The following is a 20975-nucleotide window of genomic DNA, read 5'->3' on the forward strand; positions in this document are numbered from 1 at the left end:
TTGTTTTAGCCACTGCATCGGATGAAGTCAAACCAGGATAACAGATCAACGCAACGACGCGACGATGGCATGGCTGGCGCTGAAGCTGGCGATCACGGCGTTGCCGGGCTGCCACTGCCGCCGTTCGATTTCACTGTTATCCAGCGTGGCGCACAGCGTTTCACCGCCTGGCAGGCGCATCAGGACTTCACTGACCTGCTCGCCACGCTCGATAGCGCTTATCGTGGCGGCAAGCTGATTCTCCGCCTGAGTGGGTTGAGTATGAAGGCTGATCCAGGGGGCTTTGATCAGCACCAGCACCTCTTTACCGCTCTTGAGCTGCAGGCGTTCCGCACTGCGCTCGGTGAGGGCGACCTTGAGCCGGGTTAGGCCGTCGGAGAGCAGAATGGTCAGGTGCTGCACAACGTGCTGTGCGTCGTTGTCTGTTACCGTGCCAAACAGTTGATTACGCGCGCTGGTTTGCAACGAGGCGCGGGCAATAGCGGCCAGCAGGCTGTCCAGCGGCAGGCTATCCTGCTGCAAAGCATCAAAGGCATATTGCTGAATCTTTTCCATCAAACCAAACAGCTGTACCAGGCGCTCGCCATAGCGGGTTAACTGCGCGCCACCGCCGCCTTTTCCGCCGGTTGCGCGCGCCACGATTTCCTGTTCAGCCAGCTGATTCATCTCGTTGATGGCATCCCAGGCGCTCTTGTAACTGATGCCCGCCAGTTTCGCCCCCTGGCTGATCGAACCGGTTTGCTGCACGCGTTTTAGCAGTTCAATGCGGCGTGGATCGGCAAACAGTTTTTGCTGCAGGCGGATATGAAGGGTGAGTTCGGCTTGCATGGTGGCTCCGGCAAAGAGTGAATCGCGTTATCGGGCAGATGATAGCGAGCTTTCCGTCTCAAAGTAAAAGCACGAAAAGGACTGCGCAAAATTTTACTGAGCCGTTACAATCCCATCTTTATACGCAAAGTGGGACTTTCCATGCTGGAACTTATTAAAAGCCTCGCCGTGGCGGTGATCATGGTACCTGTGGTTATGGCAATCATGTTAGGCCTGATTTACGGCCTGGGTGAAGTGTTCAACCTCATCTCTAAAACGGGTCGCCGCGACGATAACAAGACCCGCTCTCAGCATTAATTCTCCTGCAACGTCCGCCTCAGCGCGGACGTTGTGGTTTTTACCCCGCATCACGTCTCCTCTCCGCTTTTGCTAATTTGGTCCTGGTGTCAGATAATGCGTTGTATTATCCGATATATAACGATCACTGGAGAGAAATCATGCGTTTCGCATTTTATCGTTTGAGTATGGCGGCAGTATTGACGGTTTCCCTGAGCAGCCAGGCGCTGGCCGCCGAAAAAGTTACTGTTTTTGCCGCCGCTTCATTAACCAACGCGCTGGAAGAGATAGCCGCACAGTACAAAAAAGCGCACGGCACGGAGGTGGTGTCATCTTTTGCTTCTTCTTCTGTGCTGGCGCGTCAGATTGAGCAGGGCGCGCCAGCCGATCTGTTTATCTCAGCCGATCAGCAGTGGATGGACGATGCCGTTGCCAAAAAAAGTATGATCGACACCACCCGTTATACGCTGCTGGGTAATGATTTGGTGCTGATTGCACCGCGCAGCGACGGTGCCAAGCCGGTGACGATTAACGATAACACCAACTGGAAAAGCCTGCTGAAAGGTGAACGCCTGGCCGTGGGCGACCCTGATCATGTACCGGCCGGCATCTATGCCAAAGAGGCGCTGCAGAAACTGGGTGCCTGGTCTTCCCTGTCCCCGTCACTGGCGCGCGCCAATAATGTGCGTGCCGCACTGGCACTGGTCGAGCGTAATGAAACCCCGTACGGCATTGTTTACGGCTCAGATGCTGTGGCCAGTAAAAAAGTCCAGGTGGTGGGCACCTTTCCGGAAGACAGTCACAAACCGGTCGAATATCCTGTGGCGATTGTTAAAGATCGCGACAACGCGGCCGTTAAGGCTTTCTATAACTACCTGAAAGGGCCGGAAGCGGCCGCAGTGTTCAAACAATACGGATTCACGCCTAAAAAATGATACTCAGCGATGTTGAATGGCAGGCGGTCATGCTCAGTCTGCAGGTGTCAGGCATAGCCGTGCTGTGCAGTCTGCCATTCGGTATCCTGATGGCATGGGTGCTGGTACGTTGCCGCTTCCCCGGCAAAGCCATCCTCGACAGTGTGATCCACTTACCCCTGGTGCTGCCACCGGTGGTGGTGGGTTATCTGTTGCTGATAGGTCTGGGCCGACGCGGTATCATCGGTGAAAAACTGTATGACTGGTTTGGCTTTAGCTTCGCGTTCAGCTGGCGTGGAGCGGCGCTGGCCTCGGCGGTGATTGCCTTTCCACTCATGGTGCGTGCCATTCGTCTGGCGCTGGAGGCGGTGGATATCCGGCTGGAGCAGGCGGCGCGGACGTTAGGTGCCGGGCGCTGGCGGGTTTTTTTTACCATTACGCTGCCCTTAACCCTGCCCGGTATCATCGTCGGTACGGTGCTGGCCTTTGCCCGTTCCCTTGGCGAGTTTGGTGCCACTATCACCTTTGTGTCTAACATTCCTGGCGAAACCCGCACGATTCCCCTGGCCATGTATACGCTGATTGAAACACCGGGTGCCGAAGGCGCCGCCGCACGTCTGTGCGTGATCGCGATCGTTCTGGCGCTGGCCTCGTTACTGATTTCTGAATGGCTGGCGCAGTGGGGCCGGAAACGGATGGGCTCCTGATGCTGACGCTTAATTTTGCTCAACGGCTGGGCGAACACCAGCTTGAGATTGACGTGACGATTCCCGCCAGCGGCATCACCGCGATATTCGGCGTATCCGGTGCGGGCAAGACCTCATTGATTAATGCCATCGGCGGCTTAACCCGGCCCCAGCGTGGACGCATTCAGCTTAATGACCGGATACTGTTCGATGCAGAACAGCAGGTCGCCTTGCCGCCGGAAAAGCGCAACATTGGTTATGTTTTTCAGGACGCACGGCTGTTTCCGCACTACAGCGTGCGGGGCAATTTACGCTACGGCCTCTCGGCCAGTATGAAAAGCCAGTTCGATTCGCTGGTGGCGTTATTAGGCCTTAACCCCTTACTGAACCGTTTCCCGCTGTCGCTCTCGGGCGGAGAAAAGCAGCGCGTTGCCATCGGACGCGCCTTGCTCAGCGCACCCGACATCCTGCTCATGGATGAGCCGCTGGCGTCACTGGATTTGCCGCGTAAGCGTGAGCTGATGCCTTACCTGCAGACGCTGGCGAAGCAGGTCGATATTCCCGTGTTGTATGTTTCCCATAGCCTGGAGGAGATACTGCAGCTGGCGGATAACGTGCTGGTGCTGGATGCGGGAAAGGTAAAAGCCTTTGGTCCCCTGGAACGTGTCTGGAGCAGCAGCGCGATGCGGCCATGGCTGCCCGCAAGCGATCTGACCAGCGTGCTGCGTGTGCAGGTACTGGAGCATCATCCGGACTATCCCATGTCGGCGCTGTCTCTGGGCGATCAACATATCTGGGTCAGCCGGGTCAATTTGCCGGTTAAATCGCCGTTGCGGATACGCATTGCCTCGGCGGATGTTTCACTGACGCTGCAACCCGCGCAAAACAGCTCCATCCGAAATGTGCTGCCTGCGCAGGTCGTCGAGCTTATTGAGGTAGGCGATCAGGTTGAAGTGAAGCTGCGTATTGGCATCAGTGAGCTGTGGGCGCGTATCACGCCCTGGGCGCGCGACGAGCTTAATATCCGGCCCCAACAGTGGCTGTATGCGCAGATTAAAAGCGTGTCGGTCACGACCTGAGGTGCCCGGTGGCATGTTGTTCCACCGGGGCAGACATCATGACAGGACGTGCTGATAAAGCGTGTCGGCGATACCGGTTTCAAGGTTGGTGCCAGTCACCATTTTTGCCCGCGACTTAATGACGTCGTCCGCATTGCCCATTGCCACGCCCAGCCCGACGTTTTCCAGCATGCTCAGGTCGTTGTAGTTATCGCCAAACGCAATCACGTCGTCCATCGTCAGCCCCACAGACTCGACCCACTGCGCCAGGCGCTTCCCTTTGCTGTTGCCGCCGCGCGCAACGTCAACCTGATCGTGCCATGACCACTCGCAGGCCAGCCCCAGTTCGGCTTCTGCGCGCTGGGCAAACTGCTGCAGTTCTGCGGTGTTCTCGTGGGAAAGGGCAAACTTCCAGATCGACTGCGCCTCTTTGGCGGCCTGCGCCAGGCTGTCCACCTGCGTAAATACGGGGCGCTGGTGCGGCGGGAGCGACTCACTCCACTTCAGCGTGCGAATCACATGACCGGTCGGAGTTTGATACAGCATCGCATCGTCCACATACAGCAGGCCGTGAATCTGATGTTCGTCCAGCATCTCAATCACGCGTAGCGCAACCTGCGCATCCAGCGGGTCAGAAGCCAGCACTTTTTTGGCGGGATAGTCATACAGATAGGTGCCATTACAGCAGATGGCGGGTGTATCCAGATTTAAGGCCTGATAGAAAGGATGAATGGCGCAGTGGTGACGTCCGGTCACGATAATCACCTTGACGCCAGCCTTGCGCGCTTGCGTAATCGCTTCCACGGATTGTGGCAGAATGGTTTTCGTCGGGGTCAACAGCGTGCCGTCAAGGTCGAGGGCGATTACACGATAGCTCATTAATCCTCTCATCGGAATGGGTTAGCAGAGCAGCAAGTCTACACCCGACCTGGGTACGGAAACAAAAATCAGGGCACAAATCATTCCTGCGAGACAGAAAAAAACGCGCTACAGTGACCTGCAGAACAACATGAGTCAGCGAAAAAGGAGAATACATGAAGCAAGTTGTCTACACCGCCAGTCCTGAGAGTCAACAAATCCATGTCTGGCAGTTGAATGAAGATGGCACCTTGACGCTACTACAGGTTACGGACGTTGCGGGTCAGGTTCAGCCTATGGTGGTGAGTCCGAAAAAAGATTTCTTGTATGTAGGCGTGCGTCCCGACTTCCGCGTACTGGCGTTTCGCATCGCCCCGGACGGCACGCTGACCGAAGCCGGACAGGCACCGCTGCCGGGAAGCCCGACCCATATCTCCACCGACCATGCTGGCCGGTTCCTGTTTTGTGGTTCCTATAACGATGCGTGCGTCAGTATCAGCCCAATAGGCGAAGACGGCGTGCCACAGGCACCGAGCCAGGTGATTAACGGTCTGGCGGGATGCCACTCCGCCAATATCGACAATGCCGATCGCACGCTGTACGTACCTGCGCTGAAGCAGGATCGCATCTGCCTGTTTGATCTTGGCGCTGACGGTCAGTTAACCCCGCATGCACAAGAGCAGGTCACGACGGCGGAAGGGGCCGGGCCGCGGCACATGGCGTTTCATGCCAACGGACAGTACGCCTACAGCGTCAATGAACTCAACAGCACGGTCGAGGTCTGGGCGCTGAACAATGCGCATGGCAAGGTCGAGTCGGTGCAAACGCTGGATATCATGCCGCCAGATTTTACCGGTACCCGCTGGGCTGCGGATATTCATCTGACGCCAGATGGCCGTTTCCTGTATGCCTGCGATCGCACCAGCAGCATGTTAACGGTGTTCAGCATCAGCGAAGACGGCGCCGTTCTGACGCGGGAAGGGTTCCAGCCTACGGAAACCCAGCCGCGCGGGTTCAATATCGATCATACGGGTCAGTACCTGGTGGCGGCAGGGCAGAAGTCGCACCACATTGAGGTGTATAACATTACCTCGCCACAGGGATTACTGAAGCCGGTAGGCCGCTACGCCGTTGGACAAGGTCCAATGTGGGTGGTGGTTCATCAACTGGCAGGGTAACGTTCAGGATGGCCGCTTCCGGTAAGACGTTTAACCGGAAGCGGCATTGTCAGGCGACGATCAGACGTAATGAACAGTTAACGCTGCGCTGGCTAACACGTGAAAGTGCACGTTAAACCCAACCATCGCGCCGCTGGCACCCTCATCAACCTCGATTTTATCCACATCCAGCGCATGAACGCTGAAGGTATAACGATGGGTTTCACCGGCGGGTGGTGCCGCGCCGCCGTAGCCAGCCTGGCCAAAATCGGTGCGTGTCTGCAGCGCGCCGGCTGGCAGCGCGGCTTTACCGGAACCCGCTCCCTGCGGCAGCGATGTCGTGTCGGCCGGAATATTCGCCACCACCCAGTGCCACCAGCCTGAGCCTGTAGGCGCATCCGGATCGAAGCAGGTGATCACAAAACTTTTGGTGCCCTCTGGCGCGTCTTCCCAGGCCAGGTGGGGTGAAAGATTATCGCCCTGATAACCCATTCCGTTAAAAACGTGTTTTTCCGGCATTTTGTCGCCGTCATGTAAATCCTGGCTGTAAACTCGCATCACATCTCCTTGCGTTAATGGTCACTGCCTTTTCATCTTAACCAAAAGCCGGTTTACGTCCAGCCGTTGAAACATTAAGAAAGAAAGTGTGCCGGCTTCTCAAGCGCCGCACCTATCGCATTGACCAGCGCATTCAGCGCCTCAGGCGTGATGATATAAGGTGGCATCAGATAAATCAGGCGACCAAAGGGCCGAATCCAGACGCCCTGGCTGACAAAAAATTGCTGTAAGGCTGCCATGTTGACCGGGCGATGGGTTTCAACAACGCCAATGGCTCCCAGCACGCGAACATCCGCAACTTCGGGGGCATGGCGCAGGGGCAGCAGCGTGTCACGTAGCTGACGTTCTATTGCGGCAACCTGATGATGCCAGTCGCCTTCCTGCACTATCGCCAGGCTTTCTGTTGCGACAGCGCAGGCCAGCGGGTTCGCCATAAAGGTGGGGCCGTGCATAAAACAGCCCGCCGGACTGTGGCTGATGGTATCGGCCACCTCCCGCGTCGTGAGGGTGGCGGCCAGGCTCATGGTGCCGCCGGTCAGGGCTTTTCCGACACACATCATATCCGGCGTAATCGCCGCATGTTCGCAGGCAAACAGCTTACCAGTGCGGCCGAAGCCGGTGGCGATTTCATCGGCGATCAGCAGGATGCCATAGCGGTCACAGCATTCGCGCACGACCTGCAAATAGCGCGGATGATAAAACCGCATCCCGCCTGCGCCCTGAACCACGGGTTCCAGAATCACCGCCGCCAACTGGCTCTGATGTTGCTGGATCAGCCGGACAAAATCCTCAGCATCGCGCGCCTCCCACTCATCATCAAACCCGCACTGCGGTGCTTCAGCGAAATGGTGCTCGGGCAGGTAGCCGCGCCACAGGCTGTGCATGGAATTATCCGGATCGCATACCGACATCGCGGCAAAGGTATCGCCGTGATAACCCCGTTTGAGCGTCAGAAACTGCTGACGTGTTTCTCCTCGCCCCAGCCAGTATTGCAGCGCCATCTTCATCGCCACTTCGACGGCAACGGAGCCGGAATCCGCCAGAAACACGCACTCCAGCGCGTCTGGCGTCATGGTGACTAACTGGCGGCAAAGGGCCACGGCGGCAGGATGGGTAATGCCGCCGAACATCACATGGGACATCTGCGCCATCTGCTGTTGCAGCGCCCGATTCAGGCGCGGATGGTTATAGCCATGTATCGCCGCCCACCATGACGACATCCCGTCCACCAGCTCGCGACCATCTGCCAGTTGCAGATGGTAATCCCGAGCCGCAACAACCGGATAGCAGGGCAGTGGCTGCGCCATTGAGGTATAGGGATGCCAGATATGCTGGCGATCAAATTCAGCGTCCTGTGGAGTAAACATTGGAGTTGTAAACCAAAATAAAAAGATTTAGTTTACAAGTATAACCACGTTAACTGTCGGGATGACACCTTTTTTGGAGTATGTAATGTCACAACGTTGGACTATAGCCCAGGCACAGGCGCTGTTCGATCGGCCTTTTCTTGAACTGATGTTTGAGGCACAGCAGGTGCATCGCCAGCACTTCGATCCCCGTCAGGTTCAGGTCAGCACGCTGCTGTCGATCAAAACCGGGGCCTGCCCTGAAGACTGCAAATATTGCCCGCAAAGCGCCCGTTACAAGACCGGTCTGGAATCGGAGCGCCTGATGGAAGTGGATGAGGTACTGCGTTCCGCGCAAAAGGCCAAAGCTGCCGGTTCGAGCCGCTTCTGCATGGGTGCCGCGTGGAAAAACCCCAGCGACCGCGATATGCCTTACCTGGAAAAAATGGTGGAAGGCGTTAAAGCGATGGGCATGGAAACCTGTATGACGCTTGGCACGCTGAGCGACAGCCAGGCCCAGCGTTTAGGCAGTGCCGGACTTGATTTCTACAACCACAACCTGGATACCTCGCCGGAGTTTTACGGCAATATCATTACTACACGTAGCTATCAGGAACGCCTGGATACGCTGGGTAAAGTGCGCCAGGCGGGCATTAAAGTCTGTTCCGGCGGGATTGTGGGCCTGGGTGAAACGGTGAACGATCGCGCGGGCCTGCTGGTGCAACTGGCGAACCTGCCTACGCCGCCGGAAAGCGTGCCGATCAACATGCTGGTGAAGGTCAAAGGCACCCCGCTGGCAGAGAATGATGACGTTGAACCCTTCGACTTTATCCGCACCATCGCCGTCGCCCGTATCATGATGCCGACCTCGCATGTTCGCCTGTCGGCGGGCCGTGAGCAGATGAGCGAGCAGACCCAGGCGATGTGCTTTATGGCAGGTGCGAACTCCATTTTCTACGGATGCAAACTGCTGACTACGCCGAACCCGGAAGAAGATAAAGATATGCTGTTGTTCCGCAAGCTGGGGCTGAATCCTGAACATACCCAGACTGACAACGGCGACAATGCACAACAGCAGCAGCTAACGGAGCAACTGCTTCACGCCGATACAGAAAAATTCTATAACGCGGCGCTGTAATGAGCTGGCAGCAACGCATGCAGCAGGCGCTGACGCAGCGCCGGGCTGAAGATGGCTGGCGTGAACGGCGGGTGATTGAGGAGAACCAAACGCGCCTGATCCGCCATGCCGGTCAGATGTATCGCCACTTTTCCAGTAACGACTATCTTGGACTGAGCCAGCATCCTGCCGTGATCGCGGGCTGGCAACAGGGCGCGGCGCAGGCGGGAGCTGGCGCGGGCGCATCAAGCCATGTCACTGGCTATCATCGGCTCCATGCCGAGCTGGAAGCCCAACTGGCGGACTGGCTGGGCTATCCGCGCGCACTGCTGTTTATTTCGGGCTTTGCGGCCAACCAGGCGATCATTCACCTGTTAGCCGAGAAAAATGACCGCATCCTGGCCGATAAACTCACTCATGCTTCGCTGCTGGAGGCCGCCAGCCACAGCCCGGCGCAGCTGCGCCGTTTTGCACATAACGATCCACAGAGCCTGGCTGCCCGGCTGGATGCGCCCTGCGAGGGGCAAACGCTGGTGGTCACCGAAGGCATTTTCAGTATGGATGGCGATAGCGCGCCCTTACAGGCGATTGCTGCTCAGGCGAAACAGGCCCGCGCGGGGTTGCTGGTCGATGATGCGCACGGCATTGGTGTCACCGGCGAACAGGGGCGGGGCAGTTGCTGGGCGCAGGGCATTAAACCTGACCTGCTGGTGGTGACCTTTGGCAAAGCCTTCGGCGTCAGTGGCGCCGCGTTGTTGTGTGATGAGGCTACCGCCGATTATTTTCAGCAATTTTCCCGCCATCTGATTTACTCCACCGCGATGCCGCCGGCCCAGGCCAGCGCGCTGTTAGCCGCGCTTAAACAGGTGCAGGTGGGCGATGAATATCGCCAACGTCTTGCTCACAATATCGCCCATTTTCGTCGCGGGGCAGCCTCATTGCCCTGGGCGCTCATGGATTCGTCCAGCGCGATTCAGCCGTTGATCGTCGGCGATAACGGGCAGGCGCTGGCGCTGTCTGCGCGCTTAGCCCGTGCGGGCTGCTGGGTCAGTGCGATCCGGCCACCAACGGTGCCACCGGGTACAGCGCGTTTACGTATTACGCTGACGGCCGCCCATCAGCCAGACGATATTGACGTCTTAATGGAGGCGCTGCATGACGCTGCAGGTTGATAAACGCGCCGTTGCCAGAGCCTTTGGTCGCGCGGCCTCCCAGTATGATCACCATGCCGAACTCCAACGGTTGAGCGGTGATGCACTGCTGGCGTGGGCACCCGCGCACACTGGCCTGCAGGTGCTGGATGCCGGTTGTGGGACCGGCTGGTACAGCCGGATATGGCACGAGCGGGGCAAACAGGTTACCGCGTTGGACCTGTCGGCGCAGATGTTGCACCAGGCCCGGCAAAATGGCGTCGCGCATCACTATCTGGCAGGGGATATCGATGCGCTGCCGTTGGCAAACCAGTGCATTGACCTGGTATGGAGCAACCTGGTGGTGCAATGGAGCGAAGATTTGCAGGGGGCGCTAACGCAGTTTAACCGGGTACTAAAGCCCGGCGGCTGTTTGCTGTTTTCCACCCTGAGCGCGGGCTCTCTGCACGAAGTCCATCAGGCCTGGTCGCACCTGGATGGCAGCCTGCACGCTAATCGCTTCCTGCCCGCACAGGAGATTGCCGCCGCCTGTGAAGCTCAGCATCTGCACTGCCATGCACAAACCTTTATCTTGCATTTCCCCGATGCCCTCAGCGCGATGCGATCTCTGAAAGGCATCGGGGCAACCCATTTGCATAGCGGGCGATCCGCCTGTTTGTTGACGCGTCAACGTCTTGCTCAACTCGAAGCCCACTGGCCCCGGGATGAGCAGGGTTTTCGCCTCAGTTACCATGTGATGTTTGGAGTGACGAAATCATGAAACGCTGGTTTGTGACCGGCACCGACACCGAAGTCGGTAAAACGGTGGCCAGTGCGGCGCTGCTGCAGGCTGCCACGGCTGCAGGTTATCGTTGTGCAGGCTATAAACCTGTTGCCTCGGGCTGCGAGTTAACTGCGTCAGGCGTGCGTAACAGCGATGCGCTGGCGTTACAGCGTTACAGCAACGTCGCGCTGCGCTACGAGCAGGTGAATCCACTGGCGTTTATGGAGCCAACCTCGCCGCATATCGTCAGCGCGGATGAGGGCAGACCGATTGAGTTTGCCACCCTGTCGGCGGGGCTGCGTGAACTTGAGCCGCTGGCCGAGTGGATTCTGGTCGAGGGAGCAGGCGGCTGGTACACGCCGCTTTCTGCGACGCAAACCTATGCAGACTGGGTAGAGGCGGAGCAACTGCCGGTGATTTTGGTGGTGGGCGTTAAGCTGGGATGTATTAACCATGCCATGTTGACGGCCGATGCTGTCCGCGCACGCGGTTTGCGACTGGCGGGCTGGATCGCCAATACGGTACAGCCGCCCGGTCGGCGCTATCAGGAATACCTCACGGCCTTAACACAGCGCCTTCCGGCACCTTGTCTGGGTGTGATTCCCTGGTTAACGGATGAGGACCAGCAGGCTGACTGTGGTCAGTACCTGACGCTGCCTGGCGAATCAGGCCACGGTTAACCATTTATCCAGGGTACCGTCATCCAACTGGGTGACGTTGCCCTGAGCCACATTGCGGCCGCGATGCAGCAGTAAAAAGTTGTCAGCCACACGGCGAATCAATGAAACCCGCTGTTCAAGCAGCAAAATCGTCAGGCCGTAGTCGCGGTTCAGGCGACGAATCAGATTCCCCATCTCTTCTTCCAGCCAGGGTGCCATACCGTCGGCAGGCTCATCCAGAATCAGCAGGCGCGGCTGTAAGACCAGCGCACGGGCCAGCGCCAGTTGCTGCTGCTGATAGACGGGCAAATCGCCGCTACGCTGTTGACGCAACGAATAAAGCGCCGGCAGCAGGTCGAATATCATTTCCGGGATAGCCCGATAGCCGTCATGCGGTTGTGCGCCTGCCAGTAAAGCAATGAGTAAATTATCCTCGACGCTCATCTGAGTAAAAATATGTCGCCCCTGCGGAACATAGCCAATGCCCTGACGGGCGCGCAGCTCTGCAGGCTGCGACAACAGGTCTTCAGGCGGCGAACCATCCTGCTGCCAGCTAATGGTCCCGCTGTTTATAGGCAGCTTCCCCATAATGCAGTTGACCAGGGTGGTTTTCCCCATGCCTGGCCGTCCCAGTATGCCGGTGCAGGTGCCGGGAGGCAGGTCCAGATCCACATTCCAGAGAATATGATTTTTACCGTAAAACTGATTCACCGACCGTAAACTTAACATCTGACGCGCTCCTTCCAGATAATTAACCTGAATGCTTTCGCCGTTCATCTCTGGTAAATCGCTCTAATGAGATAGCGGGATCTTCAACACCGCTATTGCCTGTACTACGCTGGTAAAACGTTATGCAATTCCCAGGCCAGAGTCATTATTGCCCCCTGTGGCTGGCTTAACCTGCGGAAATACCATCATTTAAAGATAAAGAAAAATGAACAATACCAGCCTTAGCTTAAGGCGCGGTGCAACGGCGGTGCAGGCGAAAGGCGTGATGAAGTGCGTCTGCTCGCTAATGGGGCAGGTGCCAGACCACAAAAAATAAAAAAAGAAAAGGGGCTGTCGCAGATCAAGGCAAGCGCCGCTGCGGTAGCTCAATCCTGCCAGTTAGTGTCAGAAATTAAGCGAAAAAAAATTTTTTTTAGGGCCGCCATGACGACGAAAAAAATTATACACAGCTGATGTGCAAAGGGCTGTCATCAGTTATCCACTATTCCTGTGGATAACCTTGTGCATTAGATAATGAAAACAGGTTAGAAGCGAGGAAATACGGGGCCTGGTAACTGGATGATGAGAATCTGGGCTTTTTAAAGTAGCGGCTATAAATCAATGGGTTATCAAAAAACAAGCCTGCCGGATTGGTGCCGATTCATCAAACTGCAATTTTATGACACATGCTTGACAAATGTTAAATCAGGGCCTGGCTTGGGGATAACCTGGCGCAACAAAAACAGCTGACAGCAAGGGATAAAGCCAAAGAGTCAAGCGGAAAGTGATGTCCGTTACTGTGCATCATTACTGTTATTATATCCAGTATTTTTTTCTGGCAAAATCGGCATAGCAGAGTAAAATAATGGGCTGCCCGCCGTCTTTCTTCTGCAGGAACCGTATTCATGAGTAAAGATTTTAAACTGAACTCCGCTTTCAAGCCTTCTGGCGATCAGCCGGAAGCGATTCGTCGTCTGGAAGCCGGACTGGAAGATGGACTGGCGCACCAGACGTTATTAGGCGTCACCGGATCGGGTAAAACCTTTACCGTCGCTAACGTAATCGCCGATCTCAATCGGCCCACCATGGTATTAGCGCCCAACAAAACCCTGGCGGCGCAGCTGTATGGTGAGATGAAAGAGTTCTTTCCGGACAACGCCGTGGAGTTTTTTGTCTCCTACTACGATTACTACCAGCCTGAAGCCTATGTGCCGAGTTCCGACACCTTTATCGAAAAGGATGCCTCGGTTAACGAACACATTGAGCAAATGCGTCTTTCCGCCACAAAAGCCTTGCTGGAGCGGCGCGATGTTATCGTCGTCGCATCGGTGTCGGCGATTTATGGCCTGGGCGATCCCGATCTTTATTTGAAAATGATGCTGCACTTAACGCGCGGCATGATCATCGATCAACGCAGCATCCTGCGCCGCCTGTCAGAGCTGCAGTACACCCGCAACGATCAGGCGTTCCAGCGCGGAACCTTCCGGGTGCGCGGCGGGGTTATCGATGTGTTCCCTGCGGAATCCGACGACATTGCGCTACGGATCGAATTATTTGATGAAGAGGTGGAGCGCCTGTCACTGTTTGACCCGCTCACTGGCCAGGTTGAGTCAGTGGTGCCGCGCTTTACGATCTATCCCAAGACGCACTATGTCACACCGCGTGAGCGCATTTTACAGGCCATGGAAGACATCAAAGTCGAGCTGGCCGACCGGCGTAAAAACCTGCTGGAAAATAACAAACTGCTGGAAGAGCAGCGTATCACCCAGCGTACCCAGTTTGATCTGGAGATGATGGGGGAGCTGGGCTACTGCTCCGGCATCGAAAACTACTCGCGTTACCTTTCGGGCCGTGGGCCTGGAGAAGCGCCGCCGACCCTGTTTGACTATCTTCCGGCGGATGGCCTGCTGGTGGTGGATGAGTCCCACGTGACGATTCCGCAAATTGGCGGCATGTACCGTGGCGACCGGGCGCGTAAAGAGACATTGGTGGAATACGGTTTCCGTCTGCCCTCGGCGCTGGATAACCGCCCAATGAAGTTTGAAGAGTTCGAGGCACTGGCACCGCAAACGATTTATGTATCGGCGACGCCAGGCAAATACGAGCTGGAAAAATCCGGCGACGAGGTGATTGACCAGGTGGTGCGACCGACCGGCCTGCTGGACCCGATCCTCGAAGTGCGGCCCGTCGCGACCCAGGTTGACGATCTGCTGTCAGAGATCCGCAAACGCGTCACCGTCAATGAACGCGTACTGGTTACCGTCCTGACCAAACGCATGGCCGAAGACCTGACCGAGTACCTGGAAGAGCACGGCGAAAAAGTGCGCTATCTGCACTCGGATATTGATACCGTGGAACGTATGGAAATCATCCGTGACCTGCGTCTGGGTAAATTTGACGTATTGGTGGGGATTAACCTGTTGCGAGAAGGGCTGGATATGCCCGAAGTGTCGCTGGTGGCGATTCTGGATGCGGACAAAGAGGGCTTCCTGCGTTCGGAACGCTCGCTGATTCAGACCATTGGTCGTGCGGCGCGTAACATCAACGGTAAAGCGATTCTCTATGGCGATAAAATCACACCTTCAATGGCGAGGGCGATTGAAGAAACCGATCGCCGCCGTGAAAAGCAGCAGCGCCACAATGAAGAAAACGGCATTGTGCCGCAGGGCCTGAATAAGAAAATCACCGATATCCTGGAGCTGGGCAATAACGTGGTGAAAACCCGCGGCAAAGCCAAACCCAGCAAACGCGGTGCGGCCGAAAGCAACGCCGATTACCTGGCGTTATCGCCGCAGGCATTGCAGAAAAAGATTCACGAGCTGGAAGGGCAGATGCAGCAACATGCGCAAAACCTGGAGTTCGAACAGGCGGCTGGCCTGCGCGATCAACTGCAAGAATTGCGCACGTTATTTATTGCGGTGTCGTAATTCAGTTAAACCCCTGAATAGCGTGTTCCAGCGCTGCGCGGAGCAGCTGGCGGTCGTGACGATACTTGATATCGGCCGCCTCCAGCGGTTCACGAATAATCAGGCGGTTTTCCACCCGGCTGACATCTGTGGACGGGCCAACCACGATGGCGTCAATCACCCGCTTGCCAATGTAGTGTTCCATCATCGCCAGTTTATCGGCCACGGTAAGTGTGGCTGCCGCAGGACTCAACTCCCGGCCCAGATTGCCGATAAACACCATATTGGCGGGAGTGCGCCGTAACGCCTGGGCCATCTCTTTCATGAGCAAAATGGGCATCAGGCTGGTGTAAAAACTGCCAGGCCCAATCAGGATCAGATCGGCCTCTGCAACGGCGTCGAGCGCTTCCCGGGTGGGTTGTACGGCAGGGTGCAGCATCAGTTCCTGAGGCGGAAGTTTCATCTCGTCGATGGCGGTTTCACCGTAAACGGCATTGCCCTCGACATCGGTTGCCACTAAATCAACCGGCTGTTCAGACATAGGAATTAAAAAGGCGTCGACCTTTAGCAGGTTTCGGATGATGTTAACCACTTCCAGCGGGCGTACGCTAAGGTGATCCAGCGCTTTGAGTATCAGGTTGCCCAGGTTGTGTCCGGCCAGTTCACCGTTGCCGGTAAAGCGGTATTCGAACATGGCGGATGCCACGCTCGGCTCGGTAATCAACTGGTTAATACAGTTACGCAAGTCGCCCCAGGCAATACCGCCTTCGGCGCGACGAATGCGGCCTGTGGAGCCGCCGTTATCGGTGGTGGTGACAATGCCTGTCAGGCGTGAACCCAGGGGAGACAGGGCAGACATCACGCGTCCTAATCCGTGTCCGCCCCCTAAGGCCACCACGCGATCAAGGTCCGCCAGTGTTCGATTCATACTTCTCCTTTTTCGCGTCTGCGGCGCTTATGCGCACTATTGATGCAGACGAGGGTGATTTACGTCAATGCTTACCGGCCATGTTAACTTATCCTGTGGGCGAAATACGGTGAAAGTTAACGTTACGGGAGCACAGAGAGTAAAAGCCGTGGATGGCGCATAATCACTAATCGCGCTACCATCTGTAGACCGCGTTGACCAGCCGGTTAACGTACACTCAAGCCTGAATGCCTACGTCTGCGGATAGGGGATTCAGGCCGTAGCCTTCGCGCTGCCAGGGTGCAGGAAGAAATGACTGCATCTCCCGAACTGGAAAGGTGTTCTGGTGTCACAATTTACTGATGCATTTTCGCGCAAATTTTACTATTTGCGCCTGTCGGTCACGGATGTCTGCAACTTCCGTTGTACCTATTGCCTGCCGGATGGCTACCAGCCAAATGGTATCCGCAATAAAAGCTTTCTCTCGCTGGATGAAATTCGTCGGGTCACCCGCGCCTTTGCGGCGGCGGGCACAGAAAAAGTGCGCCTGACCGGTGGCGAACCTTCCCTGCGCCGCGACTTTACCGACATCATTGCGGCGGTCAGGGAAAACGCGGCGATTCGTCACATCGCCGTCACCACCAACGGTTACCGGCTGGCGCGTGACGTTAAGCAATGGCGCGATGCCGGGCTTACCGCCCTTAACGTCAGCGTAGACAGCCTTGACGCACGCCAGTTTCACGCCATTACCGGCCAGGATAAATTCCATCAGGTCATGGCGGGCATTGACGCGGCGTTTGAGGCTGGGTTCAGCCAGGTCAAAGTCAATAGCGTACTGATGCGCGATGTGAACAGCCATAATCTGACGACCTTTCTTGACTGGATTCGTACCCGCCCCATTCAGCTGCGTTTTATTGAGCTGATGGAAACCGGTGACGGCGGTGCGCTGTTTCGCGAGCAGCATGTGTCCGGCGAGGTGATCCGCGATAAGCTGATCGCGCAGGGCTGGCAGCGCCGCATCAGCGGTCGCAGCGATGGCCCGGCCCAGGTGTTTTATCACCCCGATTACGTGGGTGAAATCGGGCTGATCATGCCGTATTCCAAAGATTTTTGCGCCAGCTGTAACCGCCTGCGGGTTTCCGCGCAGGGCAATCTGCACCTCTGCCTGTTTGGTGACGGCGGGATTCCGTTACGGGATCTGCTCGCGTCAGACGATCAGCAGCAGGAACTGCAGGCGCGTATTGCCAGCAGTCTGGGACAGAAGAAACAGACGCATTTCCTGTTACAGGGGAATACCGGTATTACACAGAATCTTTCTTATATTGGCGGTTAATTGCAGGAGCAAATATGGGTAAACCAGCCAGCGCGTTTCAACCGTTACAGCTTGCTACGTTAACGGTTTCAGACAGCCGCGATGCCGGCAACGATACATCCGGTGATTATCTGCGTGAAGCCGCGATCGAAGCCGGACACAGCGTTATCGACCACGCCATCGTCCCAGACAATCTCTACCGTATCCGGGCCATTGTGTCACGCTGGATCGCCAGTGAAGACGTGCAGGTGGTGATCGTTAACGGCGGAACCGGTTTTAACCTGAAAAACAGCACACCCGACGCGCTGCTTCCCCTGTTCGATCGGGAAATCGAAGGCTTTGGCGAGCTGTTTCGCATGATTTCCTATGAAGAGATTGGCGGATCGACCTTACAGTCCCGTGCGGTCGCCGGCCTGGCAAACCAGACGTTGATTTTTGCCGTTCCCGGCTCGACGTCGGCCTGCACCAGTGCCTGGGAGCGCATCATCGCCGATCAACTGGATGCCCGTACGCGTCCCTGCAACTTTGTCACCCATTTAAAGAAACGTTAAGCATGTCACAACTCACACACATTAACGCCGCCGGTGAAGCCCACATGGTGGATGTTTCCGCTAAAAATGACACCGTACGCGAAGCCCAGGCTGAAGTGCTGGTGCTGATGAAGCCAGAAACGTTACAGATGATCATCGAGGGCAGTCACCACAAAGGGGATGTGTTCGCGACGGCGCGCATCGCGGGCATTCAGGCAGCAAAACGCACCTGGGAGCTGATCCCGCTTTGCCATCCGCTGATGCTGAGCAAAGTGGAAATCGCACTGGTGGCGGAACCGGAATCGAACCGGGTGCGCATTACGTCCCTGTGTCGGCTCAGCGGGAAAACCGGCGTGGAAATGGAAGCCCTGACTGCGGCTTCCGTAGCGGCACTGACAATCTATGACATGTGCAAAGCTGTACAAAAAGACATCGTGATCGATCAACTGCGTTTGCTGCATAAAAGCGGCGGCAAAAGCGGCGATTTTCAGGCGGTTGCCCATGATTAAGGTGCTGTTTTTTGCCCAGGTGCGGGAACTGGTGGGAACCGATTCGCTCACCCTGGCTGCGGAGTACCCCAACGTGGCTGCGCTGCGCGCTGCGCTGGCGCAGAAGGGCGATCGCTGGGCGCTGGCGCTGGACAGTGAACGTTTACTCGCCGCCGTTAACCAGACGCTGACCGCGATGAGTCATCCCTTGCAGGACGGGGATGAAGTGGCCTTTTTCCCACCGGTCACCGGAGGATAAATGGAAACGCAAATTCGGGTGGGCCCGGCTGCTTTTGATATGGCCCAGGAGTACCAGTGGCTGGCGGCATGTAAAGAAGATGGCGCCGTGGTGACCTTTACCGGCAAAGTGCGCAACCATAATTTGGGTGATGATGTCGCCGCCCTGACGCTGGAACATTATCCCGGCATGACGGAAAAGGCACTCAAGGAAATCGTCGATGAGGCACGCCAGCGCTGGCCGCTGCAGCGCGTTTCAGTGATTCACCGCATCGGTGAACTCTTCCCCGGCGATGAAATTGTGTTTGTCGGCGTCACCGGTGCACACCGCGGCAGTGCATTTGCCGCCGCGGAGTTCATTATGGATTACCTGAAAACCCGCGCGCCGTTCTGGAAACGTGAAACCACCGGACAGGGCGATCGCTGGGTCGATGCGCGCAACAGCGATCGCGAGGCCGCTCAGCGCTGGGATTAAGGCGTTGAAAGCTGTTCTGCGGGGGCAAACTGGGTCTTGCCATGTGCGTGTTCGCCTCCGCCCTTGCCACGTTGCAACTGAATGACGTCACCGTCCTGCCAGGCGTTGGCACCGGGAACCACCGGGTGCGCGTCAATATCGGCCCGTTCAGCACGAATTTTGTGACTGTCGAGAGCAAAACGGCGATCGCGATCGGCCAGTAAGCGCGAGTCCATTTGCTCATCGGCGGTAAAGCCCATCATCAACGCCGGAATCCCCAGCGGCAACTGTTTGTCACGGTCGGTGTGCCAGGTATGCCACGTTTTACCGTAGGTGTTGACGATGCGCGTCATCAGCGCATGTTCCGCGGCGGCAGGCAGGCCGGGTGCGACCAGCGAACCGGATTTCACCTCGTACTGATGGCTGTGCCACAGCTTCTTTTCCTCGTTGGGCAAGGTCCGGTACAGCCGTTCGCTGATGATATATTCTACGCCCATCAGGCGCGCATCGCGCGTGTTGCCGTCATAAATCACCGCCTGCATAACGTCATCATTTAAGACCGTGACATAGTGATGCGCTTCCATCTGACCGTTTTTGTCGCCGTTATAGAAGTGAAAACCATCCAGATAGGCATTGATCGCGTCAATCGGCGGTCGTGATTGCAGCAGGGCGGCACCGCTGTCCAGCGCTTTCAGGCCAGGAGAGGTTGGGGCGCCAGGCGAACGGACCTGGGCGGGCGTTGTGTTACCGCCGCAACCGGCCAGTAACAGGCTGAGTAGGGTAACTGTCCAGAGTTTTGACATAAAGCATCCCTTTTTCGCTAATTTCGCTAAAAGAGATAACCTTAGTTCAGATAATCAAACCTGCCCTGCGAAGCGGGGCAGTGTTAAGCTAGGTTTTTTCCCCCTCAGAGGACAGGTATGTCATTCACTTCATTACCAAAACGTCTGACGCTGCTCGCCATACTGATCCTGGCGGGCTGTAGCAGTAAAAAAACGCCGGAAGCGCCTGCAACGCAGCCTGAGGATGTGAAAGCACAGATTCAGCGCCTGCTGCCTGCCAATGTCAGCAACAAATCAGGCTGGGCTGATGATATCTATACCTCGTTCCGTACCCAGGGGCTTGAGGCCAGCGACAGCAACCTGTGCGCGGTTATTGCCGTCGCGGGGCAGGAGTCAGGTTTTGATGCCAGTGGGAATGTACCCGGGATGTCAAAAATTGCCTGGGATGAGATTGACCGTCGGGCGGCTAACGTCCATGTTCCGGCGTTTTTAGTGCGCACCGCGCTGTTAATTAAGTCCACCAACGGCGAAAGCTATGCCGCGCGGCTGGATAAAGCGAAAAGTGAAAAAGATCTGAGCGATATTTTCGACGATTTTATTGAGATGGTGCCCATGGGGCAAACGCTGTTTGGCAACCTCAATCCTGTGCACACCGGCGGGCCGATGCAGGTCAGTATTGCCTTTGCTGAGGCACATGCCAAAGGCTATCCGTGGCCGGTAGAGGGATCGATACGACGTGAAGTGTTCACCCGTCATGGCGGGGTTTACTTCGGCACGATGCACCTGCTGGGCTATCCCGCCGATTACAGCAAGCCGCTTTACCGTTTCGCGGACTATAACGCGGGCTGGTTCGCCAGCCGCAATGCCGCTTTCCAGGCGGCGGTGTCCCGCGCCACAGGCATGAAACTGGCGCTGGATGGCGATCTGATTCAGTATGGCTCCGACAACGCGGGATCGACGGAACTGGCGGTGCGTACCCTGGCGAAGCGCCTCGATATGAGCAACAGCGAAATTCGCGACGATCTTGAGCTGGGCGAAAAGGCTGAATTCAGCGACAGCGACGTGTGGAAGCAGGTCTTTGCGCTGGCGGATAAAATGGCCGGACGGCGATTGCCGCGTGAAATATTGCCGGGAATCAAGCTTGAAAGTCCCAAAATCACCCGCAATTTAACCACGGCGTGGTTCGCACAGCGCGTCGACAGCCGGTATCAGCAGTGCATGTCACGTCGATAAGCACGGCGTTGTGGCGCAGTTGAACAGAGCTGTGCCACACTTAACCA

General features: G+C 56.6%; 24 protein-coding genes and 1 riboswitch. Of the genes, 17 read left to right on the forward strand and 7 right to left on the reverse strand.

Annotated elements, in window-relative coordinates; translation table 11 throughout:
* Positions 1-45: 45 nt before the first annotated feature.
* On the reverse strand, positions 46-828 hold the full coding sequence (gene modE, locus A6A26_RS11405; RefSeq protein WP_063878818.1) for a molybdenum-dependent transcriptional regulator: 783 nt from the start codon (positions 826-828) through the stop codon (positions 46-48).
* Between the two features lie 141 nt (positions 829-969).
* On the opposite strand from modE, the gene A6A26_RS24770 reads away from it, so the two are divergent.
* From A6A26_RS24770 to modC, 4 genes are all read left to right on the forward strand, one after another.
* Positions 970-1125: an AcrZ family multidrug efflux pump-associated protein gene (locus A6A26_RS24770; protein WP_074181002.1), complete on the forward strand. Its 156-nt coding sequence runs from the start codon at positions 970-972 to the stop codon at positions 1123-1125.
* Between the two features lie 140 nt (positions 1126-1265).
* Positions 1266-2039 (forward strand): molybdate ABC transporter substrate-binding protein, encoded by a 774-nt coding sequence (modA, locus tag A6A26_RS11410; protein WP_063878819.1) that lies wholly within the window; start codon positions 1266-1268, stop codon positions 2037-2039.
* Positions 2036-2725 carry a molybdate ABC transporter permease subunit gene (modB, locus tag A6A26_RS11415; RefSeq protein ID WP_063878820.1) on the forward strand — a complete coding sequence of 230 codons (690 nt, stop codon included), beginning with the start codon at positions 2036-2038 and terminating at the stop codon, positions 2723-2725. Before modA ends, modB begins: the two co-directional genes overlap by 4 nt.
* Positions 2725-3783 (forward strand): molybdenum ABC transporter ATP-binding protein ModC, encoded by a 1059-nt coding sequence (modC, locus tag A6A26_RS11420; RefSeq protein WP_063878821.1) that lies wholly within the window; start codon positions 2725-2727, stop codon positions 3781-3783. The genes modB and modC overlap by 1 nt, the downstream gene beginning before the upstream one ends.
* 36 nt (positions 3784-3819) lie before the next feature.
* Here modC and A6A26_RS11425 read toward each other — a convergent pair whose 3' ends face one another.
* The gene (locus tag A6A26_RS11425; RefSeq protein WP_063878822.1) at positions 3820-4641 is read right to left on the reverse strand and encodes a pyridoxal phosphatase; all 822 of its coding nucleotides are present in this window, start codon (positions 4639-4641) and stop codon (positions 3820-3822) included.
* A gap of 155 nt (positions 4642-4796) precedes the next feature.
* Here A6A26_RS11425 and pgl point away from each other — a divergent pair, with 155 nt between their 5' ends.
* Positions 4797-5798: a 6-phosphogluconolactonase gene (gene pgl, locus A6A26_RS11430; RefSeq protein ID WP_063878823.1), complete on the forward strand. Its 1002-nt coding sequence runs from the start codon at positions 4797-4799 to the stop codon at positions 5796-5798.
* 60 nt (positions 5799-5858) lie between these two features.
* Here the strand turns inward: pgl and A6A26_RS11435 are convergent, their stop codons facing one another.
* Both A6A26_RS11435 and bioA read right to left on the reverse strand, forming a co-directional pair.
* Positions 5859-6335 carry a kinase inhibitor gene (locus A6A26_RS11435; protein WP_063878824.1) on the reverse strand — a complete coding sequence of 159 codons (477 nt, stop codon included), beginning with the start codon at positions 6333-6335 and terminating at the stop codon, positions 5859-5861.
* A 74-nt stretch (positions 6336-6409) separates the two neighbouring features.
* Complete coding sequence (gene bioA, locus A6A26_RS11440; protein ID WP_063878825.1) at positions 6410-7702, reverse strand: adenosylmethionine--8-amino-7-oxononanoate transaminase; 1293 nt, start codon at positions 7700-7702, stop codon at positions 6410-6412.
* A gap of 85 nt (positions 7703-7787) precedes the next feature.
* On the opposite strand from bioA, the gene bioB reads away from it, so the two are divergent.
* Genes bioB through bioD form a run of 4 tightly spaced genes read left to right on the forward strand, consistent with a single transcriptional unit; the run spans position 7788 to position 11392 of the window.
* On the forward strand, positions 7788-8819 hold the full coding sequence (bioB, locus tag A6A26_RS11445) for a biotin synthase BioB (protein WP_063878826.1): 1032 nt from the start codon (positions 7788-7790) through the stop codon (positions 8817-8819).
* Complete coding sequence (gene bioF, locus A6A26_RS11450) at positions 8819-9970, forward strand: 8-amino-7-oxononanoate synthase (protein ID WP_063878827.1); 1152 nt, start codon at positions 8819-8821, stop codon at positions 9968-9970. Before bioB ends, bioF begins: the two co-directional genes overlap by 1 nt.
* Complete coding sequence (bioC, locus tag A6A26_RS11455; RefSeq protein ID WP_063878828.1) at positions 9954-10709, forward strand: malonyl-ACP O-methyltransferase BioC; 756 nt, start codon at positions 9954-9956, stop codon at positions 10707-10709. Before bioF ends, bioC begins: the two co-directional genes overlap by 17 nt.
* Complete coding sequence (bioD, locus tag A6A26_RS11460; RefSeq protein ID WP_063878829.1) at positions 10706-11392, forward strand: dethiobiotin synthase; 687 nt, start codon at positions 10706-10708, stop codon at positions 11390-11392. Before bioC ends, bioD begins: the two co-directional genes overlap by 4 nt.
* Here bioD and A6A26_RS11465 read toward each other — a convergent pair.
* Entirely contained in the window at positions 11378-12100 is a 723-nt protein-coding gene (locus tag A6A26_RS11465) for an ABC transporter ATP-binding protein (RefSeq protein WP_063881134.1), read from the reverse strand. The two genes, bioD and A6A26_RS11465, sit on opposite strands and share 15 nt — an antisense overlap.
* A 270-nt stretch (positions 12101-12370) precedes the next feature.
* On the opposite strand from A6A26_RS11465, the gene A6A26_RS11470 reads away from it, so the two are divergent.
* Together A6A26_RS11470 and uvrB are read left to right on the forward strand one after the other, a co-directional pair.
* Positions 12371-12553: a hypothetical protein gene (locus tag A6A26_RS11470; protein ID WP_063878830.1), complete on the forward strand. Its 183-nt coding sequence runs from the start codon at positions 12371-12373 to the stop codon at positions 12551-12553.
* A gap of 431 nt (positions 12554-12984) precedes the next feature.
* The gene (gene uvrB, locus A6A26_RS11475) at positions 12985-15006 is read left to right on the forward strand and encodes an excinuclease ABC subunit UvrB (RefSeq protein WP_063878831.1); all 2022 of its coding nucleotides are present in this window, start codon (positions 12985-12987) and stop codon (positions 15004-15006) included.
* A 1-nt stretch (position 15007) separates the two neighbouring features.
* On the opposite strand, the gene yvcK is transcribed toward uvrB, so the two are convergent.
* On the reverse strand, positions 15008-15913 hold the full coding sequence (yvcK, locus tag A6A26_RS11480; RefSeq protein WP_063878832.1) for a gluconeogenesis factor YvcK family protein: 906 nt from the start codon (positions 15911-15913) through the stop codon (positions 15008-15010).
* A 202-nt stretch (positions 15914-16115) separates the two neighbouring features.
* A riboswitch (molybdenum cofactor riboswitch) is annotated at positions 16116-16249 on the forward strand.
* On the opposite strand from yvcK, the gene moaA reads away from it, so the two are divergent.
* The 5 genes from moaA (at position 16236) to moaE (ending at position 18934) form a co-directional block, all read left to right on the forward strand.
* Positions 16236-17225: a GTP 3',8-cyclase MoaA gene (moaA, locus tag A6A26_RS11485; protein ID WP_164484295.1), complete on the forward strand. Its 990-nt coding sequence runs from the start codon at positions 16236-16238 to the stop codon at positions 17223-17225. It overlaps the preceding riboswitch by 14 nt.
* Before the next feature lie 14 nt (positions 17226-17239).
* Positions 17240-17755 carry a molybdenum cofactor biosynthesis protein B gene (moaB, locus tag A6A26_RS11490; protein WP_063878834.1) on the forward strand — a complete coding sequence of 172 codons (516 nt, stop codon included), beginning with the start codon at positions 17240-17242 and terminating at the stop codon, positions 17753-17755.
* Between the two features lie 2 nt (positions 17756-17757).
* Positions 17758-18243: a cyclic pyranopterin monophosphate synthase MoaC gene (gene moaC, locus A6A26_RS11495; protein ID WP_063878835.1), complete on the forward strand. Its 486-nt coding sequence runs from the start codon at positions 17758-17760 to the stop codon at positions 18241-18243.
* On the forward strand, positions 18236-18481 hold the full coding sequence (gene moaD / locus A6A26_RS11500; protein WP_063878836.1) for a molybdopterin synthase sulfur carrier subunit: 246 nt from the start codon (positions 18236-18238) through the stop codon (positions 18479-18481). The genes moaC and moaD overlap by 8 nt, the downstream gene beginning before the upstream one ends.
* Positions 18482-18934, forward strand: a complete 453-nt coding sequence (moaE, locus tag A6A26_RS11505; RefSeq protein WP_063878837.1) for a molybdopterin synthase catalytic subunit MoaE — start codon at positions 18482-18484, stop codon at positions 18932-18934.
* Here the strand turns inward: moaE and A6A26_RS11510 are convergent.
* Positions 18931-19716 carry an OBAP family protein gene (locus tag A6A26_RS11510; protein ID WP_063878838.1) on the reverse strand — a complete coding sequence of 262 codons (786 nt, stop codon included), beginning with the start codon at positions 19714-19716 and terminating at the stop codon, positions 18931-18933. The two genes, moaE and A6A26_RS11510, sit on opposite strands and share 4 nt — an antisense overlap.
* A 117-nt stretch (positions 19717-19833) precedes the next feature.
* On the opposite strand from A6A26_RS11510, the gene A6A26_RS11515 reads away from it, so the two are divergent.
* Positions 19834-20928 carry a DUF1615 domain-containing protein gene (locus tag A6A26_RS11515; protein ID WP_063878839.1) on the forward strand — a complete coding sequence of 365 codons (1095 nt, stop codon included), beginning with the start codon at positions 19834-19836 and terminating at the stop codon, positions 20926-20928.
* The last annotated feature ends 47 nt before the right edge of the window (positions 20929-20975 follow it).

The sequence above is a fragment of the Pantoea sp. OXWO6B1 genome, assembly GCF_001641135.1.
Taxonomy (GTDB): Bacteria; Pseudomonadota; Gammaproteobacteria; order Enterobacterales; family Enterobacteriaceae; genus Pantoea; species Pantoea allii.

Excerpts from the sequence above, each read along its gene's own strand:
- bioF (WP_063878827.1), top strand. The coding sequence starts at position 8,819 with ATGAGCTGGCAGCAACGCATGCAGCAGGCGCTGACGCAGCGCCGGGCT.
- A6A26_RS11510 (WP_063878838.1), bottom strand. The coding sequence starts at position 19,716 with ATGTCAAAACTCTGGACAGTTACCCTACTCAGCCTGTTACTGGCCGGT.
- modA (WP_063878819.1), top strand. The coding sequence starts at position 1,266 with ATGCGTTTCGCATTTTATCGTTTGAGTATGGCGGCAGTATTGACGGTT.
- bioC (WP_063878828.1), top strand. The coding sequence starts at position 9,954 with ATGACGCTGCAGGTTGATAAACGCGCCGTTGCCAGAGCCTTTGGTCGC.
- A6A26_RS24770 (WP_074181002.1), top strand. The coding sequence starts at position 970 with ATGCTGGAACTTATTAAAAGCCTCGCCGTGGCGGTGATCATGGTACCT.
- moaE (WP_063878837.1), top strand. The coding sequence starts at position 18,482 with ATGGAAACGCAAATTCGGGTGGGCCCGGCTGCTTTTGATATGGCCCAG.
- A6A26_RS11425 (WP_063878822.1), bottom strand. The coding sequence starts at position 4,641 with ATGAGCTATCGTGTAATCGCCCTCGACCTTGACGGCACGCTGTTGACC.
- moaD (WP_063878836.1), top strand. The coding sequence starts at position 18,236 with ATGATTAAGGTGCTGTTTTTTGCCCAGGTGCGGGAACTGGTGGGAACC.
- modC (WP_063878821.1), top strand. The coding sequence starts at position 2,725 with ATGCTGACGCTTAATTTTGCTCAACGGCTGGGCGAACACCAGCTTGAG.
- bioA (WP_063878825.1), bottom strand. The coding sequence starts at position 7,702 with ATGTTTACTCCACAGGACGCTGAATTTGATCGCCAGCATATCTGGCAT.
- pgl (WP_063878823.1), top strand. The coding sequence starts at position 4,797 with ATGAAGCAAGTTGTCTACACCGCCAGTCCTGAGAGTCAACAAATCCAT.
- bioB (WP_063878826.1), top strand. The coding sequence starts at position 7,788 with ATGTCACAACGTTGGACTATAGCCCAGGCACAGGCGCTGTTCGATCGG.
- modE (WP_063878818.1), bottom strand. The coding sequence starts at position 828 with ATGCAAGCCGAACTCACCCTTCATATCCGCCTGCAGCAAAAACTGTTT.
- bioD (WP_063878829.1), top strand. The coding sequence starts at position 10,706 with ATGAAACGCTGGTTTGTGACCGGCACCGACACCGAAGTCGGTAAAACG.
- yvcK (WP_063878832.1), bottom strand. The coding sequence starts at position 15,913 with ATGAATCGAACACTGGCGGACCTTGATCGCGTGGTGGCCTTAGGGGGC.
- moaB (WP_063878834.1), top strand. The coding sequence starts at position 17,240 with ATGGGTAAACCAGCCAGCGCGTTTCAACCGTTACAGCTTGCTACGTTA.
- A6A26_RS11515 (WP_063878839.1), top strand. The coding sequence starts at position 19,834 with ATGTCATTCACTTCATTACCAAAACGTCTGACGCTGCTCGCCATACTG.
- uvrB (WP_063878831.1), top strand. The coding sequence starts at position 12,985 with ATGAGTAAAGATTTTAAACTGAACTCCGCTTTCAAGCCTTCTGGCGAT.
- modB (WP_063878820.1), top strand. The coding sequence starts at position 2,036 with ATGATACTCAGCGATGTTGAATGGCAGGCGGTCATGCTCAGTCTGCAG.
- A6A26_RS11465 (WP_063881134.1), bottom strand. The coding sequence starts at position 12,100 with ATGTTAAGTTTACGGTCGGTGAATCAGTTTTACGGTAAAAATCATATT.
- A6A26_RS11435 (WP_063878824.1), bottom strand. The coding sequence starts at position 6,335 with ATGCGAGTTTACAGCCAGGATTTACATGACGGCGACAAAATGCCGGAA.
- moaC (WP_063878835.1), top strand. The coding sequence starts at position 17,758 with ATGTCACAACTCACACACATTAACGCCGCCGGTGAAGCCCACATGGTG.